The organism is Paenibacillus sp. cl123, assembly GCF_900101595.1.
In the GTDB taxonomy this organism is placed as follows: Bacteria; Bacillota; Bacilli; order Paenibacillales; family NBRC-103111; genus Paenibacillus_G.
The window spans coordinates 161,497-180,333 of the sequence record NZ_FMYY01000001.1; the positions used below are offsets into that span (position 1 = coordinate 161,497).

The 18,837-nt window shown below is 54.6% G+C and carries 16 protein-coding genes; 9 read left to right on the plus strand and 7 right to left on the minus strand.

Annotation, left to right across the window (positions count from 1 at the left end):
- Positions 1 to 30 precede the first annotated feature (30 nt).
- On the minus strand, positions 31 to 747 hold the full coding sequence (locus tag BLR08_RS00755) for a response regulator transcription factor (protein ID WP_072330032.1): 717 nt from the start codon (positions 745 to 747) through the stop codon (positions 31 to 33).
- 198 nt (positions 748 to 945) lie between these two features.
- Between BLR08_RS00755 and BLR08_RS00760 the strand changes: the two genes are divergently transcribed.
- Positions 946 to 1,410 carry a tRNA (cytidine(34)-2'-O)-methyltransferase gene (locus BLR08_RS00760; protein WP_072330034.1) on the plus strand — a complete coding sequence of 155 codons (465 nt, stop codon included), beginning with the start codon at positions 946 to 948 and terminating at the stop codon, positions 1,408 to 1,410.
- Positions 1,411 to 1,593: 183 nt separating this feature from the next.
- Complete coding sequence (locus tag BLR08_RS00765) at positions 1,594 to 1,857, plus strand: AbrB/MazE/SpoVT family DNA-binding domain-containing protein (protein ID WP_176835405.1); 264 nt, start codon at positions 1,594 to 1,596, stop codon at positions 1,855 to 1,857.
- A gap of 56 nt (positions 1,858 to 1,913) precedes the next feature.
- Here the strand turns inward: BLR08_RS00765 and BLR08_RS00770 are convergent, their stop codons facing one another.
- The gene (locus BLR08_RS00770) at positions 1,914 to 3,482 is read right to left on the minus strand and encodes an alpha/beta hydrolase (protein WP_072330038.1); all 1,569 of its coding nucleotides are present in this window, start codon (positions 3,480 to 3,482) and stop codon (positions 1,914 to 1,916) included.
- Between the two features lie 228 nt (positions 3,483 to 3,710).
- On the opposite strand from BLR08_RS00770, the gene BLR08_RS30500 reads away from it, so the two are divergent.
- Positions 3,711 to 3,872: a valine--tRNA ligase gene (locus BLR08_RS30500; RefSeq protein WP_143014308.1), complete on the plus strand. Its 162-nt coding sequence runs from the start codon at positions 3,711 to 3,713 to the stop codon at positions 3,870 to 3,872.
- 355 nt (positions 3,873 to 4,227) lie between these two features.
- On the opposite strand, the gene BLR08_RS00775 is transcribed toward BLR08_RS30500, so the two are convergent.
- Genes BLR08_RS00775 through BLR08_RS00790 form a run of 4 tightly spaced genes read right to left on the minus strand, consistent with a single transcriptional unit; the run spans position 4,228 to position 9,187 of the window.
- The gene (locus tag BLR08_RS00775; RefSeq protein WP_072330337.1) at positions 4,228 to 5,304 is read right to left on the minus strand and encodes a phosphodiester glycosidase family protein; all 1,077 of its coding nucleotides are present in this window, start codon (positions 5,302 to 5,304) and stop codon (positions 4,228 to 4,230) included.
- A gap of 19 nt (positions 5,305 to 5,323) precedes the next feature.
- Positions 5,324 to 5,767: a hypothetical protein gene (locus tag BLR08_RS00780; protein ID WP_072330040.1), complete on the minus strand. Its 444-nt coding sequence runs from the start codon at positions 5,765 to 5,767 to the stop codon at positions 5,324 to 5,326.
- Complete coding sequence (locus tag BLR08_RS00785) at positions 5,764 to 7,389, minus strand: response regulator (protein WP_072330042.1); 1,626 nt, start codon at positions 7,387 to 7,389, stop codon at positions 5,764 to 5,766. Before BLR08_RS00785 ends, BLR08_RS00780 begins: the two co-directional genes overlap by 4 nt.
- Positions 7,370 to 9,187, minus strand: a complete 1,818-nt coding sequence (locus tag BLR08_RS00790) for a sensor histidine kinase (protein WP_072330044.1) — start codon at positions 9,185 to 9,187, stop codon at positions 7,370 to 7,372. The genes BLR08_RS00785 and BLR08_RS00790 overlap by 20 nt, the downstream gene beginning before the upstream one ends.
- A gap of 242 nt (positions 9,188 to 9,429) precedes the next feature.
- Between BLR08_RS00790 and BLR08_RS00795 the strand changes: the two genes are divergently transcribed.
- From BLR08_RS00795 to BLR08_RS00815, 5 genes are all read left to right on the plus strand, one after another.
- Positions 9,430 to 10,314, plus strand: a complete 885-nt coding sequence (locus tag BLR08_RS00795; RefSeq protein ID WP_072330046.1) for a carbohydrate ABC transporter permease — start codon at positions 9,430 to 9,432, stop codon at positions 10,312 to 10,314.
- Positions 10,314 to 11,150 (plus strand): carbohydrate ABC transporter permease, encoded by an 837-nt coding sequence (locus BLR08_RS00800; protein ID WP_072330048.1) that lies wholly within the window; start codon positions 10,314 to 10,316, stop codon positions 11,148 to 11,150. Before BLR08_RS00795 ends, BLR08_RS00800 begins: the two co-directional genes overlap by 1 nt.
- Positions 11,151 to 11,272: 122 nt before the next feature.
- The gene (locus BLR08_RS00805; RefSeq protein WP_072330050.1) at positions 11,273 to 12,586 is read left to right on the plus strand and encodes an ABC transporter substrate-binding protein; all 1,314 of its coding nucleotides are present in this window, start codon (positions 11,273 to 11,275) and stop codon (positions 12,584 to 12,586) included.
- A 261-nt stretch (positions 12,587 to 12,847) separates the two neighbouring features.
- Entirely contained in the window at positions 12,848 to 14,143 is a 1,296-nt protein-coding gene (locus BLR08_RS00810) for an MFS transporter (RefSeq protein WP_072330052.1), read from the plus strand.
- A 513-nt stretch (positions 14,144 to 14,656) separates the two neighbouring features.
- Positions 14,657 to 15,664, plus strand: coding sequence for an NAD(P)/FAD-dependent oxidoreductase (locus BLR08_RS00815; protein WP_072330054.1), 1,008 nt, complete (start codon positions 14,657 to 14,659; stop codon positions 15,662 to 15,664).
- A 49-nt stretch (positions 15,665 to 15,713) separates the two neighbouring features.
- On the opposite strand, the gene BLR08_RS00820 is transcribed toward BLR08_RS00815, so the two are convergent.
- Entirely contained in the window at positions 15,714 to 16,613 is a 900-nt protein-coding gene (locus BLR08_RS00820) for a DUF2161 domain-containing phosphodiesterase (protein WP_083537038.1), read from the minus strand.
- A 277-nt stretch (positions 16,614 to 16,890) separates the two neighbouring features.
- On the opposite strand from BLR08_RS00820, the gene BLR08_RS00825 reads away from it, so the two are divergent.
- Positions 16,891 to 18,786 (plus strand): PrkA family serine protein kinase, encoded by a 1,896-nt coding sequence (locus BLR08_RS00825; protein WP_072330056.1) that lies wholly within the window; start codon positions 16,891 to 16,893, stop codon positions 18,784 to 18,786.
- The last annotated feature ends 51 nt before the right edge of the window (positions 18,787 to 18,837 follow it).

Consider the following 18,837-nt stretch of genomic DNA (forward strand, 5'->3'; position numbering starts at 1 on the left):
ATGCTTACGCATCCCGGGCGGAGTTGTTTGTCAAGCCGGCGATTCCTTCATCGTAGGCTCGGCGAGCTTATAGCCGACATTGCGAATCGTAACAATAAACTCGGGCGTGCGCGCATTCGTCTCGATTTTTTCGCGCAGATGGCTGATGTGCACGTCTACGATACGCGTGTCGCCCAGAAAATGATAATCCCATACGCCATGCAGCAGCTGCTGGCGGCTGAGCACTTTGCCGCGATGCTTGCAGAGGAAGAGCAGCAGATCGAATTCCTTGGGCGTCAGCTCGATGGATTCGCCCTTTACTTTCACCTCGCGCTGATCGGGCTGGATGACGATGGGCCCGATCTCGACCGGCGGGTTTCCGGGGGAGGAAGGGAGAATTTGGATACGCCGCAAAATCGCCTGAATCCGGGAGATCAGCTCCTGGGGGCTGAACGGTTTGGTCATATAGTCGTCCGCGCCGTTGTCGAGGCCGGCGATTTTGTCGGACAAATCCTGCATGGCGGTCAGCATGACGATGGGGACCATATTGTTTTGGCTGCGCAGCTTGCGGCATACCTGGATGCCGTCCATTTTGGGCAGCATGAGATCGAGCACGATGACGTCGGGCCTGAATTGCCGGATGGCGTTAAATACTTCTTCCCCGTCATAAACGCAGTAAACCTCGAAGCCAACCAGCTTCAAGTTGAATTCTATCAGCATCGAAATCGAAGGCTCGTCGTCGACAACAAGAATTTTCTTTTTCATCATTTCCAAAGTTCTCCTTTACGGGTTTATTTCACAGAGGTCCCTGCCGGCTAAGGCTGATGAAAGGTTGATAATCCTCCGTATTGCGATTATGATCGTAATAGATTGCGGCAGCTTCCTTGCTATTATCTCAAGGGACCGTCAACCTTATATTAAGATGGCGTAAAACGAGTGTAAAATGTGAAAGGAATGTTACTGGTTATGGCGTTTCATATCGTATTGGTCGAGCCGGAAATTCCGGCCAATACCGGCAACATCTCCCGTACTTGCGCAGCGACCGGCACCTGGCTCCATCTGGTGCGTCCGCTGGGCTTCGATACGGATGACCGCACATTGAAGCGGGCGGGGCTGGATTACTGGCATTCGGTGAAGCTGGAGTATCATGATTCCTTCCAGGAAGTGAAGGATCTTTATCCGGATGGCCGGTTTTTCTTCGCTACGACGAAGGCGGACAAGCTGTACACCGAATGGGAGTTTCAGGACGGGGATTTCCTCGTATTCGGCAAGGAGACGAAAGGACTCGACCCGGGCCTATTGGCCGAGCATCCGGACTCGTGGATGAGACTTCCGATGACCGACGCGGTCCGCTCGCTGAACTTGTCCAATTCCGCTGCTATTATTCTTTATGAGGGCCTGAGGCAGACGGGATTTGCCGGGTTGAAGTAAGAGAGGCCGGGACATGGCCCGCCGCTGTTTCAGATGCGCGCAAATCGGGTATGAAGGTTGGTAAGGCCGGCGTGGCGCTGCAAGAAAAAGGAACAAAAGGCGGCAGGAATTTTTACACGGGTGTCGAATTGTTAGGGAAGTGAATTCAGTTTCACAGAGTGTATAAAGTGAGGTGAATTGATGATGAAACCGGCAGGTGTCGTACGCAAGGTCGACCAGCTAGGGCGGATCGTGCTTCCCAAGTCGTTGCGCAAACGATATCAGATGAATGAAGGAGATCCGGTAGAAATACTCGTGAGCGGCGATCATATTATTTTGGAACGCTTCCGTCCACGCTGCGTTTTCTGCGGCTCGATGGAGCAGGTGAGCGATTTCAAAGAAAGACATATTTGCTCCGAATGCTTGGGAGAGATGTATCATTTGAGACCAAGCAATTCGCAGGCTTAAGATTTCCATAAGACCCGAACAGGCTTGCCGGAACCAGATCCGGCAAGCCTGTTTTGCTATAACAGTTTTTCCATCAGGCGCTGCCACTTCCGCATTTCCTTCGCGTTGCCTGTTCGTCTGTAAATCCCGATCAGCCTTTCGTAGAACAGCAGCTCATCCCCCGTACCATACTGAAGCCCGCTGTGGAGGAATGCGACGGCTTCCATATATTGTCCTTGCGAACAGCCGTAGTCTGCGGCCCATAGAGACAAGCTTTCCCACAGCAGCTCCACCGTATCCTTCTGCTTCAAGGAGAAGGGATCGTAGCATCCGGGCAATATTTTACCCTGCAGCTTCTCCAGCAGAAGCCGGCACATCGAATACCTGTAAACGCTGTCTTCCGTATCCCGGGCGAGCTGGAGCTGCTTGAGCAAGCTGATCAAGTCGCAATCGACATCAAAGTTCAGCTTCACCGCATCCCGTCCTATGGTAAGGCAGGGGGTGTCGAATTCGGGGGATTCGAGCAGCTTGGCGAAATGGCTCAAATATACCCGCAAATTGTTCATAGCCTGTGAGAAGTCTTTCTCCGGGAACAGCGCATCGCATAGCTGCTCGCGAGTCGCGCTGCGGTGGAAGGCCAGGTAAACCAGCAGACTTTTGGCATGCCGCGTGTTCCAGCCATGCGGGCGGAACTCGCCGCCGATGGCTACCTCGAATTGGCCGATGCAGCGAATCCGGATCTGAGGGCGTCCGGCTGCCGCAGGAGACAGGCCGTTCTCCCAATGTGAGCGCATCCATTTTCTCAGTTCAAGCTCGAGGGGATGCGGTTTCCAGCCCTCTACGCGCTTCAGCCGCCGGACGAATCGGTCGATGAAATCCGCCGTATAGGCCGGTTCATCCACGAACACAAGGCTAGCGGCGTCCGGTATGATCAGAGTCGATGCGGTCTCGCTGAGCTGGGAGGTAAAATAAGCAAGCGATGGAGGGAATCCGGGGTCCTGCTCTCCGCCTATCAGCAGCAGGGGCTGATGAATGCCCGCCCGCATGGTCATATCGAATCCTGCAGCCGCTGCCGACTCCAGCAACTGCCGGTATAATCTCCGGGATACCCGGGCGAATGCATCCCGTATCCGTTCAGCCATGTGCGGAATCTCCGCAGCCCGGCTGCTCAGCGCAGGGAGCCGCAGATCGGCATAATGGCGCATAGAGTCGGCGCGCTCCAATTGACTGATTCGCGCTTCCAGCTGCAGGCGCATGGCTGCAAGCGGTGCAGGCCACAAGGGAGAGATCAGCACCGTGCATGCGACTTGATCCGGATACAGCCAGGCGAAGCGTTCAGCTATGTAAGCCCCGGTATCATGAGCGATCAAAATGACACGCTCTTCCGTCAATGACCGCAAGAGAAGCAGCAAATCCTCCGCCATCGATTGGAAGGAAAGCGGATGCAAATCGTCCTCGCTTTGTCCGTGCCCGGCTATATCATAAGCCAAGACCGCATAGGATTCCGTCAGAAGCGACAAAATCGGCTCCCAGATGGCGGAGGACAAGCCAGCCCCATGAAGCAGCACGATCGTGCCGAGAATCTGCTTCTTTGGATGAGGAAACCAGTCGTAGTAGGTGCGAAAGCCGCGTAATGACAAAAACATAAGTCAAAAGTCCTCTCCTGGCCATAATAATGTGAGAATATATAGGAAAATGGGCCTAGGCACTAAGACAGTATAGCAGAAATTTGATCAAAATATAATTGAGATTGGTTGAATTATTGTAAATTATGATAAATTTGTAACCTTTCTGTAACGGTCGATATGGTAAAATTCACATTAAAGGGAAATGAAGTAAAATTCGCAGCTTAAAAAGGATGGGACTATACGGCAATGAATACGGCAAAGGGGAACCCTGTGGAGCTGGATATTTATGAGCTGATCAAGCAATTGGGCTTGGACGCCGAACGCTGGAGAAAGGCGAGTTTGAGTGAAATTATCGCAGACAAGCCTGCAGTCGATAGCGAGTTCGATGAGGACGGAGATGCTGAATAGCAGGACCTTTGGAATGGCGGGAATGATGGTTGATACAGTTCGTATCTAGCAGGGGGCGAAGACGCAGACAACAAACCTGGGCGGGGTGAACGAAGCGATCGGTATGCGCTAAGGCCGATCGTTTCGTTCACCCCGTCGTTTTGCTGCAGGGCTTACAACCCTTTAGTTTTGTCTTCATTGTAGGAAGCTGTAAGCATTGCTGTAATAAAAAGTAGAAACACGGTAATGACTAACCAAAATGTAGCGGACATGTTCAGCACCTCCCAATCTGTATTATAACCAACAGCCGTTCAAAAGAAAACGTATAAATCCGAAGAAACCGTTATAAATATGTGAACGCAATTTAGAACGCGACTTACTTGAAAAATAAAAAATTGGTAGCAAGCGTACGCAGTCTGCCGTTGTCGGACGGGCGATTGATCACCTGTCCGTCGAAGATCAGGCTGGAGGAACCCCCGCCGTCCAGATTGTAAGCATCCTTGATGCCGAGTGCCGCCAGCTTGTCCTGGAGCTCGCTCAGCGTTGCTCCCGACTTGCCGTTCTCGTCATATCCATCCGTTACGATAAAGAGCAGCTGATCGTTCTTGAAGCTGCCGACGACTGTCCGCGGCGCGCGCGCCGGCGAGGTAGCCCACTGGGCAGGAATCGGCTGCTTCTTGCCGCCTTGCAGCAGGATGGGGACGAAGGTGGCGCCGAACGCAGGCTTCAGCTTATCCAGATCCTCCTGCTTGTAGAACTTGCCTCCGATCAGCTTGCGATCTGTGCTGAGTCCGATAAATGTCAGATCCTCGAACGATGGCTCGAAGCCGTATACATATTTCCCCCCGACAACCGTCGTACTGAGCGGGTAGCGCTTGCCCGAGCGAGGGTCGTCGGCAAAGCCCCCGGCATTAACTCCGGCGATGGCGCCGTAGCGGCGAACCGCCTGCATCGTCGTTTCGCTTCCGCCGACCTTGTCTTCCCCGAGCACCATCTTCATGCCCTTATCCGATTTCAAATCCACCTTAAGCGCATAGCCTTTGTATCGCTCTTCGGTGAAGGTATACAGCTTCAGGTCGATATTGCCGGAGCTGGCCGTTCGCGTCATCTTGCCGCCCAGCTTGGCAGCAACCCGGGAGTCGAACACCGCCGCGGGGCGGGCAGCGGCTGCATCGGCCAATTGCGACATTCGGCCGGCTTCGGCCGAACTTTTGGCGTACAGCTCATAATACTTCTCAATCGTGGAGCGCGTTAGCGCCGCATCGCCGCCGGCACGATCCAGCCGGGAGAGCGCGGACTGCACGGATTCCTGCTGCTGCAGGCTGACGGCCGGCAGCTTCGCAGGCGAGTCCAGGCTGACGGTTGGCTGGCTCCATACCAGAAGCCCTATCACGCCGAGGAACGGAGCCAGCGCCAGCAGCATCATGCGGTTGATACGCTGAATGGGATTCAGAGTCATGCGATAGCCTCCTTTACTGCAGCGCATCGAGCTGCTTCTTCAACTCGTCCAGCTTCTTGGTGACCTCGGACAGCTGCGTATACAGCTGGTTGCTGTTATCGGTTTTGCTGCTGGCGCTGTCCTTGGTGAAGGAGAGCAGCTCGTTCACCGCATCGATCTTCGTCTGGAGCTGCTTCATATCCGTGCCGACCTGTGCCTGCAGCTCGGCAATTTGCGCCTGATATTGCTGCTGAATCAGCGCCAGCTGGGCTTCGGTCTGAACGGAGATATCCGCCTTCAGCTGCTGCTGCAGGCGGTCGGTGTATGCTTTCGCGCCCCAGCCGCCTAAGCCTACAAGCAGAGCCCAGACTGCCAGCAGAAGCACATAGGTTCTCGCGCGCTTGGTCCGGGGCTTGCCGCTTCGGACGGGCATCTCATGGGCTGGCGTACCGGAAGGAGGCTGTATTGGAGTATTCAAGATTCTCTCCCCTTTCTGTACTCGTTCGGAGAGACGCCCTCCATCTTCTTGAACACCTTGCTGAAATATTTCTCATCGTCATATCCCACCATAGCAGCGACCTGGGCGATGCGCAGATGGGGATTAAGCAACAGCAGTTTCGCCTTCTCCAGGCGAATGCCGCTTAAATAATCGGATAAGTTTTCACCGAATTCCTGTTTGAATTTGCGGGAAATATATTCGCGGCTCAAGTAAAAATGGTTGGCTATCTCCTGCAAAGTAATGTCCTGATGATAATGATTGCGAATATAGGCGGCGATGTCAAAAATAACGTTGCTCTCCTGCCGCTGCGATTGCAGCAGCTGCTTGGACAGCTCGGTCAGGCTCCGGACAAGCTGCTGCTCCCACAGCTCAAGGGCCAGCCTTCCTTCTTCGTCCGTCGGAACCTGAAAGCGTGCTTCTTCCTGCTGCGGGCGGTCGGATGGCGGATGATCGCCAAACCATTCGTTCAGCCAGCGGTTTTTGTAGCCGTTGTATTCATGCCACCATAACTCTAGCTGCTCGCTGTCGATGGTCTTGAGTTGCTTGACGGTCTGAATCCAGGCGCCGACCGATTTGCGGATCTGCTCTTCACTGCCGCTTCTGACCGCATGGCGTATGCTTTCGGCATGGTCATTCATCGAGAGCAGGGTAGGGGCATGGGCGATGCTGTCCTTGAATTCATGGATGCGCTTGTCCCGGGCGAGCAGATTGCGGCGTCTTAGCGCCAGCTTGGCTTCCGAGTATGCCTCGCGGAGTGCCTCGGGGAAAGCCATGATGCCGCTGACGCCCATGTCGAGCGAGCTTTGGAACGTATCGGTGATGCACGTCTGAACAAGCTGCAGCAGAACATTCGACTGCTCCAGTTCATTCCACAGGAGCAAGACGATCTCTTGATCATTGTTCCAGTAGCGGAAGGCAACGCCGGCGCGCTCGGAACGGTTATCTGTGAGCACTTCGTTGCACACATTGATCAGAGAGAAGTAGACAAGGTCCCACTCTGACCAGAAGCTGTCCTTCAGCTTGCCGCTGATCGTATCCAGGCTCAGGACGGCTAGCCGGCATTGTTTGACGTGGGACCCCAGCTCGTACGTCTCGGCAATCTCCTTGGCATACTTATCGAACGTTTTGGGCTCCGAGACAAGATTCGACCATATCGTATCCCAGTAGACGGGCTTGATCTGATTCATCTCTATATTTTGCTCATGCTGCTGCTGACGCTGGGCCTGTTCCTTGAGCAGCAGCTCTACGGCGCGGGATACCGTCTCTACCAGCTGATCGGCGTCGATCGGCTTCAAGATATAATCGACGCCGCCGTATTTGACCGCATGACGGACCAGATCGAACTCGTCATGCCCGCTGATGACGATCGTCTTGGCCTCAGGCATATGCTCATGGAGCCAGACCATCAGCTCCTTGCCGTTCATTAGCGGCATCATCATGTCGGTAAACACCAGATGCGGACGATGCTCCTGCATGAAGGCGACGGCTTCTTCGCCGTCCTGGGCTTCGAGCAGGGTGTCGATTCCGAATTCGGACCAAGGCACGAGCAGCTTGATGGCATCCCGGACATGCTTCTCATCATCAACGATCAATGCGATCATTATCTTCCTCTTCCTTTCGCTTGCCTGGGATAAGAAGCCTCACCTGAAATCCGCCGAGAGGCCCCCTCCGTTCCAAGTGCATATGAACCTCTTCTTCATAATACAGCCGAAGCCTTGCTATAACGTTCTGTAACCCGATGCTCTCCGTCTCCCCCAGGTTGTCCGTCTTCTGTCTCAGCTTAAACCGCAGTTCGGCCAGCCGCTCCTCGCTGATGCTTCGTCCGTTATCGGACACATCCAGCACAAGCTGTCCCGTCTCATCGCAGCCGGCCGTGATCGCGATGCGTCCGGTCTGGGTCCGGGGATCGAAGCCGTGCTTGAAGTAATTTTCCACGAGCGGCTGCAGGATCATTTTGGGGACCAGGCGGGCGGCCGCCTCCTCCTGCACCTTATATTCCACATCCAGTTCGCTGGCGAACCGCTGCTGCTGCAGCTGGAGATACGAGCGGACATGGTCCAGCTCCTTTTTCAGCGGCACGAAGGTTTCGTTCGTGTTCATGCCGTAGCGCATCATTTTGGCGAGCGAAGAAAGCAGCGAATAAACCTTGGGCGCTTCGTGCTGCAGGGCGAGCGTACCTATCGATTGCAGAGCATTATATAGGAAGTGCGGGTTAATCTGAGCCTGCAAGGCTTTTAACTGATTTGTCTTATTGGCAATCTCCAGCTTGTATTCTTTGGTGATCAGCTGGTTGATCGTCTGCATCATTAGCCGGAACCGGTGGGCGAGAATAGCGAACTCGTCATTGCCTTTGACGTGAATATCGACCTCCATGTTGCCGGTCTGAATCTTGCCGATATAGCCGAGCAGCTTCTTGATCGGTGCGGTGAACCGGAACGAGATGAACACGGTGCCGGCTATAACGACGACCATGAAGGCCAGCAGGATCATAGCATTGGCAAAGGTGAGCTGTCTGGCATGCTGATAAAGCAGCTCATTCGGAATTCGCTTGACGACCGTCCAGTTGACATAGGGTTCGTTGATCCGTTCGTAAATATGAATGCCCTTGAAGGCGGAGTCGCTCCAGTTATAGCTGCCTCTGTCGTTCTCCCGGGCGAGCAGCTCGGTCACCCAAGGCTCGCCGAGCTGCTTGCCGCGGAAGGCCGGTTTGGAGCCGTATACGACGGTGCCTTCGCTATCTACGATGTAAAGCTCTTCGCCTTGCGAGTAGAGCTGATCGGCAATGGCATTAATAAAACCGATATTGACGTCAACCGAGATCGAACCTAGATCCTCCATCGTCAGAGAGTTTAGGATAGATCGGTGCAGAGTAAAGACGATTGAAGCAGGCAGCGGATTGACAGGCTGTATGCCGTACGTATGGCTTGGATGCGTAGCCTCGATACGAAGGTCGCCCTTGCTGATATCCGGGAGATAGGCGCTTTCCCCTTCACCGCGCGGGTTGAGATTTCCTTTCGTATATAAATAGGCCTTGTCGGTCACCTTGATGTACAGGTAAGCCTGGTGAATTTCCTTGATCGTATTGGTAATGCTCTGCAGCCCGCGCACGATCTCGCCCCGGCTGCTGTAGGACGTCGCTCCATCCTCGATGACCGCGTACAGAGAGGTGTCATTATAGACGAGGAGCGAGGCCTGCTTGATGCCCTCCAAATAATTAACCAGGTTTCTGGTGCCTTGGTAGATCAGATTCGAGTTGGTCTGGATCGTGTCCCTGATCACCTGCCGCTCCGTTACCAGATAGGTGACAACGATCGAGGTGGACAGCGGCAGCAGCGTGGCGACCAGCAGAAATAAAATCAGCTTGTTGCGTATGCTGTTGCGTATGCTGTTGCGGATCATGGTTGTCCCTCCTCAGGGCTTTCCGAAGGAAAGCCGGCGTCGAAAGCATGAACTTTGGGCTTTCTGAAAGAAAGCCGGCGTCGAAAGCGTAAACTTCAAGCATCAATTGTATCAACAATAATCAATAAATTCCACCTGTTACGTCACGAGATTGCGTGTTCACAGGTCTGGCGTTTTTTTATACTTAAAGTATATTTTAACGATGAGTTGCAGATTGTAATACAGAAAAGGAGGAGGTTCCCATGAAGGAAAACCAGCGGTTCTCGACAACGCTGCAGCAGCTCGTGTTCGTCGGGCCGGCTTTCGTTTTTTTTACTATCATTGTGTTAATCCCCTTCCTCATGAGCATGTACTACTCGTTCACCGAGTGGAATGGGGTAACCTCTCATGTGAAATGGGTCGGCTTCGACAACTTTAAGCAGATTTTGGTCAACGATAAAGACTTTCATAAGTCGTTTTGGTTTACGACCCGGTTTACGGTGACCGAGGTGATTCTCTCCAACATAGTCGGCTTTGTCCTGGCCCTGCTGCTGACGCAGGCGCTCAAGACGAGAAATGCGCTGCGTACCGTATTTTTTATGCCGAACGTCATCGGCGGCCTGCTGCTCGGCTTTATCTGGCAGTTTATTTTCGTCAAAGGCTTCGCCAATATCGGAGAGCTGACCGGACTTGGTTTCTTCCAGCTTCCATGGCTCGGCGATGCGCCGACCGCTTTCTGGGCGCTTATTATCGTCAGCGTTTGGCAGCATGCCGGCTATCTGATGGTCATCTATATCGCAGGGCTGGCCAACGTGCCGAAGGAGCTGCAGGAAGCGGCTTACATCGACGGCGCCACCCGCTGGCAGTCGCTGCGCAGCATTACGCTGCCTCTGATCATGCCGTCCGTCACCGTCTGCCTGTTCCTGACGATCTCATGGGCCTTCAAGATGTATGACCTGAACGTCTCGCTGACCCAGGGCGGACCGTTCAACTCGACGCAATCCGTTGCGCTCAACATCTATGAAGAGGCGTTCCGCAACAACCGCTACGGGCTCGGCACGGCCAAGGCATTTCTGTTCTTCGTCATCGTAGCGATTATTACAATGATTCAAGTCCGGGTAACGAAGAGCAGGGAGGTGGAGGCCTAATGGAAACGACGAAAAATTACAGCTTCCGCCTGTTCTCGCTCGAAGTGCTCGCCATCATCCTGGGCCTGCTGTTCCTGGTGCCGTTCTACTTCGTTATCGTGAACTCCATGAAGACGTTCGGGGAGCTGCTCGTCAACTCCTCGAACCTGCCGCAGTCCTTCAATCTGGCAAACTATGCCAAGGTATGGACGATCATGAAGTTTCCGCGGGTATTCAGCAACTCGCTGCTGATCACCGTGATCAGCAATCTCGGTCTTGTTGTCATCAGCTCGATGGCCGCTTATCGTTTGGTCCGGTATCCTTCACGGTTCAACAACCTGCTGTTCCTGGCCTTCGTTGCCGCGATGGTTATCCCGTTCCAGTCGATCATGATCCCGCTCGTGAAGGTCGCGAGCCAAGTGGGTCTGATGGACAGCCGTCTGGGCCTGATCATCTGCTACTTCGGCTTCGGCGTATCGCTCAACGTGTTCCTTTACCACGGGTTCATCAAGTCCATCCCCCGGGAGATCGAAGAATCGGCGCGGGTGGACGGCTGCTCTCCGTACGGCGTGTTCTGGCGCATCGTGTTTCCTCTGCTGAAGCCGATGTCCGTGACGATTGTTTTGCTCAACAGCTTGTGGATCTGGAACGACTTCCTGCTGCCGCTGCTCGTGCTGAACAGCCCGGATCTGAGAACGATCCCGCTGGCGACCTATTCGTTTTTCGGCCAGTACACGAAGCAGTGGGATCTGGCGCTCGCCGCGCTGGTGCTTGGGGTCATCCCGATCATTATTTTCTTCCTGTCGATGCAGAAGTATATTATTGAAGGGATTACCGCAGGTTCTGTCAAAGGCTGATCATGGTGTCAACAAATTCCACTATTTCGATCAATTTAATCGGTGTATTTGATAGCGGAACTTTGATTACAATAAAAGTGTAGAAAGTAAAACGTTTTCATAGAACAAGGGAGGTTTTATACATGAAAGCAAAAAAAATCGTTAGCTTGAGCTTGGCCGCGGTACTGGCGATGACAGCCGCCGCAGGCTGCGCGAAAAAAGAAGAAACACCGGCTCCGGGCGGAGGCACAACAGGCGGCACAACGGGCGGAGCCAAAAACGTCACCTTGAAAATGTTCCAGTTCAAAGTCGAAATCGCCGAGCCGCTTGCAAAGCTGGCTGCGGAATACGAGAAGTCGAATCCGGGCGTGAAGATTCAGATCGACACGGTCGGGGGCGGTGCCGACTACGGCGCTGCGCTGATGGCCAAGTTTAACTCGGGCGACAAGCCGGACATTTTCAACAACGGCGGTTTCTCCGACCTCGATAAGTGGATCGAGCATCTGGAAGACTTGTCCGCAGAGCCATGGGTGAAGGATCTGGTTGAAGTAGCGAAGGAGCCTATGACCAAGGACGGCAAGCTGTACGGCCAGCCGCTTAACCTGGAAGGCTACGGCTTCCTGTATAATAAGGATCTGTTCGCGAAAGCCGGCATCACCGAGCTGCCGAAGACGCTCACGCAGCTTGAGGCTGCGGCGAAAAAGCTTCAAGGCGCTGGCATTACGCCATTCGTCAACGGTTACGGAGAATGGTGGGTGCTGGGCAATCACTTCGTAAACCTGCCGTTCGCTTATCAGCCGGACCCTAATAAATTTATTGCCGGGCTGAATGACGGCTCCGCTAAAATTGCCGGCAACGCCGGATTCGAGAATTGGGTGAAGCTGTTCGACCTGCAGCTGCAATATGGCAACAAAAATCCGCTGCAAACGGACTACAAAACCCAAGTAACCGACTTCGCAACAGGCAAAGCGGCTATGACGCAGCAAGGCAACTGGACGCAATTGCAGCTGACGCAAACCAACCCTGATCTCAAGGTAGGCTTCCTGCCGATGCCGATCAGCGATGACGCTGCCGCAAGCGACAAGCTGCCTGTCGGCGTGCCGAACAACTGGGTAATCAACAAAAACTCGGCCAACAAGGAAGAGGCCAAGAAGTTCCTTAACTGGCTCGTGACCTCGGACATGGGCAAGAAATACATGGTGGAAGAGTTCAAGTTCATCCCGGCCTTCACGACCATCTCGGCTGACGAGAAAATTCTCGGACCGCTTGCCGCCGATCTGATGAAGTACAGCAAGGAAAACAAAACGCTTAGCTGGAACTGGTTCAAATTCCCTGGCGGCGAAGCGTCGAGTAAGAAGTTTGCCGCTACTATGCAGGCCTATGCCGCGAAGCAAAAAACGAAGGATCAAATGTTCGCCGAGTTCCAGGAAACATGGGACAGCCTGAAGAAAAAATAAAGCAAGCCGCATGTGACGCCGTCCGGACAGCCGGGCGGCGTTTTTGGCGACTAGGTGACCGGGGGAACACTGGCTTGGGCGAGAAAATGTAGAAGATACTCCTATTCTCCTGCGGAGATCGCGCTCCAGGCCCGATTATGGTCTCAAACGCGCCAAAAGCGGTTTTTTACGGGTTTTCAAGCTGAGGGGGCGTTGATACAATGAACCTGATCGGTACATATTTAAGCAGCGTGAGAGACTAGAGAGGCGGCATGGTGGCGGATGGGCTCAAAGTACGGAGCGGCGTTCACGGAATGGCTGGAAGCGAGAAGGCCGGCGATTCCGCCGGACAAACAGTTATCCAAGGAAGCAGGCGTGTCGCTTTTTATCCATTTTTGTTTTCAATTCGGGGCGTCGATGTCCGGCGTGTTCCTGACTCTGTATTTGTGGCGACTGACGCAGAGCATGATCATTAACGGCATTTATTTTGCGGTGAACTACGTGGTGGTGGCGATAGCGTTCGTGCTGGGAGGCTGGCTTATCAAGCGCAAGGACCGGATGGTCGTATACCGGATCGGGATCGCCATGAATGCTATCTTCTATTTGGCTGTTGTATTCGCTGGAGAACGAGTCGTTACATTCTATCTGCTGTTTGCCATCTGCAACGGAATTGCGAGCGCCTTCTATTGGGTCGGCTATCTGACATTGATGTACGACGTTTCGACCGACCGCAACCGAATACGATATCTGGCGGTGAATACGATCACCTTTACGCTCGGAGGGCTGATCGGGCCCGCGCTTGCCGGCTTTCTGATCCGCTCGGCCGATGGGCTGCAGGGCTATACGATGGTGTTCGGTACAGCCTGCGCCATGTTTCTTATAGCGAGTATCGGCAGCTTGCGTATCCGGACGAAGCCCTCTCATCATAAAGCGTACTATTTGAAATATACGAGTCTGCTGCTGCGCAAACATCCGCGATGGACCAAGTCGCTGCTCTCGTTCTTTACGCTGGGTCTTCAGCAGGGGATTATGCTGTTTCTTCCCAATATCCTGCTGTACCGGATCGTGGGGCGCGAGGATGTCGTCGGCTATTTGGGCGTGTTGTTTGCAGGACTCAGCATCGGGGCAGGCTTCTTCATTTCCCGCTTCGGCACGGAGGAGCGCTCCAGAAGCTTCATTTTATATACCTCGGTTGGCTTTGTCATCGGGGGACTGAGTCTGCAAGCCGGCATAACGCTGCCGACCGTGCTCATTTTCATGATCATCTATTCACTTTGTTCGCCTGTGCAAGGCAATACGGTCAGCTCGTATTTCTACCGGCTGATCGGGGATTTGCCGCTGCGCGGCGAGCTGCGGGTGGAATCGGTCGTGCTTCGGGAAATCTTCATGAATGCCGGACGGGTAGTGTCGATCGTATCGTTTGTGCTGATCTCCGCTCGCTTCGGGTTCGAGCTGCTGCCATGGATCGTACTCGCCGGGGCGCTGCTGCAGTTTTTGATGGTTCGTCTGATCGAACGGGATAAGGCAGCGGGAGCGGGAGAGAGCAAGAACAGGAGCAAGAGCGAGGTGGCCGGCTGACCTAGATAGGAACGTGCTGGAGGCAGGCAGGTTAAAAATGCGGGAGAAGGTGAAAGCAGTTCACCTTCTCTTTTTTTCTCTATAATAACGTTCCTTGCGGTGATGCCGCACATAGCTGTGATTTTGCCAGGAGCCTTCTTTCTTATATAACGTCTTCATGAAGCGGTGATACAGAATCAGAATATGTCGCAGCACATCCAACACCTCACCTTATTGTAAGCGGTTAATTCTTGTCATTCTATTGTAACTGAATGTTTGATATGGGTCAATTTTCCTATAGATTTCTTAATATTTAGGTCTTGGGGTACAAATTTCACAATGCATGATTTGGTCTGGAAAAGGGGGACACTGGTAATAGGAAAGCGATCCGCTCAGGCTGCCGAAAATGATAGGATCGCTGCAGCAAAGCAAATACAGCAGGCGCTTACGCGGCTCCGAGGGTAAAGTTCGTGTGAAGAAGGGGCAGCGTAGGCCGTGCGGGGCCTTGCAAGCTAGAGCAGAGGAGGAAGCAGGATGTACGATTGCTTGATTGTCGGGGGCGGCTTTGCCGGTCTGCAAGCTGCTATCCAGCTGGGCCGTTACCGGTATTCGGTGCTTGTCGTGGATAAAGGGAGAGGGCGCTCTACGCTCTGCGGCAATTACCGCAATATTATCGGCTGGCCGGACGGAGTGTCAGGAGACAGGCTGAGAAGTTTGGGACGGGCGCAGGCGGAAAGCTACGGGGTGCATTTTATTCAGGATGAAGTCATTGGGGCCGCCCGTCACGGGGAAGGCTTTGAGCTCGCGCTCGGATCGAGCGGGGGGAGCTGCAGAGGGAGAACGCTGCTGATCGCGACAGGCATTTCGGACCGTTATCCGGCAATTCCCCGTCTGGAAGAGAAGCTGGGCCACAGCGTGTTCGTCTGCCCGGATTGCGATGGCTATGAGACGGCCGGCAAGCGGACATTGGTGCTTGGCTCAGGCACTGCAGGCGCAGGCATGGCCTTGACGCTGCGGCATTGGTGCGAGGATCTCGTCTACGTCAATCATGAACGTCAGGCTATCGGCAGTGCACAGCTGGACGAGCTTCAAGCTCAGGGGATCGCGTATATCGAAATGGAGATTGCCGAAGTGCTCGACGGCTCCGAAGAGCGGCTGGCGGCGGCGGAAGCCCATGGGGGCGCCGGGGAGCAGGGGGAGAGCAGCGAAAGGGATGGCAAAGTACTGCCTGTCGCCTCCTCGTTTGGCGGCGTGCTGCTGAAGGACGGCACCGTCCTTCGCGGCAGCAGAGGATTTATCGCGTTCGGGGGCAATCAGGTTCACTCCGACTGGGCGGTTCATCTGGGCGTCGAGCGGATGGAGAATCGTCATATCGTGACGGACCCGCGGACGAAGAGGACTCATGTACCCGGCGTCTGGGCGGCTGGGGACATCGGAGTACATGCGGAGCAGTCCGTCATCGCCATGGGAGAGGGGGCCCAGGCCGCGATCTGGATGCATAAGGAGCTGTCCAGGCGGCGCAAGCAGTCTTCGGATTATTAACCCGGACCACGGACTGAAGCGCGGACCGGCAAAACCTCGTCCTCGAACCTCAGGTCGAGCGGCCCGAGCCTGCTTTCCGGCGTGCAGGCCGCCGGGTGCCGCTCGCGGTTGCAGATAGCTCCGCGGCGATGTCTGACAAGGCCGCCGCGGCTTCAGATTTCAGGGTCTCACTCACTGCAGATTTCAAGGGTTCGCGTGCTTCAGAGGGAGGACCCTCCGCTGTTCGATACGCCTCCACCACATGCGCGAACGTAAGCAGCGCTTCCTCGCCCTGCGGCGACAGGCGGTATATTCCCCGCTCCACCCGTTGAAACCACAGGTATACATTCTTTTGAAGCATGTCCGCAGCCCGGCTGTTCCCGCACAGCTCCCGCAGCTTGCGGGGCGGCAGCGGCCCGTGAGTCGCAAGCATGGCGGCCAGGCGCAGCGATTTCTCCCGGTAGGCGGTTACAAGCTTCTGCTTGGAGCTGCCCCCTACATTGTAATCGCCATGGCGCTCGCGGAATTCCTGCTCGAGCTTGTCGGCGGCGTACTTGCTGCGCCTTGGCTTGCGCGCAGACGAAACACCCGCCGCGAGCGTCAGCTCGGGCGGATGGCATTCGACCTCCACGCGGGGCTTGCGGGTGCGATAGAACTGCACGGTCATCATACCGATCCCAAGCATGCCGCACAGCCGCCTCAGCTCGGGCCAGCTCGCTCCGTGCGGCGCGCGTCCTTTGTTCGGCCGCTCGAACGCGACGTAAACCGTCCGCGACAGGCGAAGCCGGTCGATCCCCTGCAGCAGGAGGGGGACGGAGAAGCTCCGCTTCAGCTCTACGATAACCGGCGGCTCTTTTCCCCGGATAGCGACCAGATCGCAATGCCGCACCTCTCCGCGCACTTCATAGCCCTGCTGCTCCAGGTAGGTCTTGACCGGTGCGTACAGCTCCGTTTCGCTCTTGATCGGCACCTCGTTCACATCCCTTGCACGAACATGTTAAGTACCCACATTATAGGCCAATTGAGCTGGTTTGTCTAAAGGCTGCCGGGTATTTCTCCGTTTTTCCAACTTCATTAAAATATCGGTCAAGTTCGTACGAGTTCATGCATAGGTATTTAATACACTTCGGATTTCTGACGAGCGCTCCCTCATAACTTAAGTTAAGTCACTGACCGCCCCAAAAACTGTGCCGACATCTTGAAAGCTGGTTTTGCCTGCTGCGCAAAGCCCGGAGGAGGTAAGAAACATGAACATATTCAAGAAAATCGCCGATTATCGCACCGAGACGGAGAGGCTGGCCTGGACCGGCACCTTTGCCGAGTACATGGAAAAGCTTCGCGACAATCCTCGTCTTGCTATGACGGCGCATGCGCGCGTTTACGAAATGATCGCCTCTCACGGCATCATCGACGAGGGCGGGCATCGGAAGTATCAGTTTTTCGAGAAAGAGATTTTCGGTCTGAACTCCGCCGTAGAGAAGCTGGTAGAGGAATACTTTCATTCGGCGGCAAGGCGTCTGGATGTGCGCAAGCGGATATTGCTGCTGATGGGGCCGGTAAGCGGGGGGAAATCGACGCTCGTGACCATGCTTAAGCGGGGGCTGGAGCAGTTCTCACGCACGGAGGACGGCGCGGTTTATGCGATCAAGGGCTGCCCGATGCATGAAGAGCCGTTGCATCTGATTCCGCATGAGCTGCGCCCCGAAGTGGAGCGCGAGTTCGATGTGAAGATCGAAGGCAATCTGTGCCCTTCCTGCCAGATCCGGCTTCGCGAGGAGTATGGCGGACGGATCGAGGATGTCATCGTGGAGCGCGTGTTCATCTCCGAGGACAGCCGGACGGGCATCGGAACGTTCAGTCCGTCCGATCCGAAGTCGCAGGATATCGCCGATCTGACGGGAAGCATCGACTTTTCGACGATTACGGAATACGGCTCGGAATCCGATCCGCGCGCCTATCGCTTCGACGGCGAGCTGAACAAGGCCAATCGCGGACTCATGGAATTCCAGGAGATGCTCAAGTGCGATGAGAAATTTCTCTGGAATTTGCTGTCGCTGACCCAGGAGGGCAACTTCAAGGCAGGACGGTTTGCGCTGATCAGTGCGGATGAGCTCATCATCGCTCATACGAATGAATCCGAGTACAAGTCGTTTATCGCCAACAAGAAAAATGAAGCGTTGCAGTCGCGCATGATCGTGATGCCGATTCCATATAACCTCAAGGTGTCGGAGGAAGAGAGAATTTATACGAAGCTTATCGGCCAAAGCGACATGAAGCATGTACATATCGCCCCGCACTCGCTCCGCGCCGCAGCCATCTTCTCGATCCTTACCAGGCTGAAGGAGTCCAAGAAGCAGGGGATGGATCTGGTGAAGAAGATGCGCATGTATGACGGTCAGGAAGTGGAGGGATATAAGGAAGCGGATCTGAAGGAGATGCAAAGCGAATATCTGGAGGAAGGGATGACCGGCATCGATCCGCGTTATGTCATCAACCGAATCTCCAGTGCGCTGATTCGCCACGATCTGGAGTTTATCAATGCGCTGGACGTGTTAAGGGCGCTCAAGGACGGTCTGGACCAGCATCCGTCGATCACCAAGGAGGAGCGGGAGAGGTACCTGAACTTCATCTCGATCGCGCGGAAGGAATATGACGAGCTTGCCAAGAAAGAGGTGCAGAAGGCATTCGTATACTCCTTCGACGAATCGGCCAAGACGCTGTTCAACAACTATTTGGACAATATCGAGGCTTATTGCAACTGGTCGAAAATCAAGGACCCGCTGACGGGAGAGGAGATGGACCCGGATGAGCGGCTGATGCGCTCGATCGAGGAGCAGATCGGCATTTCGGAGAATGCAAAGAAAGCATTCCGCGAAGAGATCCTGATTCGCATGTCGTCTTATTCCCGCAAGGGCCGCAGATTCGACTACAGCAGCCATGAACGGCTGCGGGAAGCGATCGAGAAGAAGCTGTTCACCGATCTGAAGGATATCGTCAAAATCACGACGTCCACCAAAACGCCGGACGAGAATCAGCTGAAGCGGATTAACGAAGTGATCAAGCGGCTGGTAGAGGAGCATGGCTATACGACGGCATCGGCCAATGAGCTGCTCCGCTATGTAGGCAGCCTGCTGAACCGGTAGGACGGTTCCACGTACGATATCCCTTCAGGAAAAGGAGAAGCCTGCCGAACC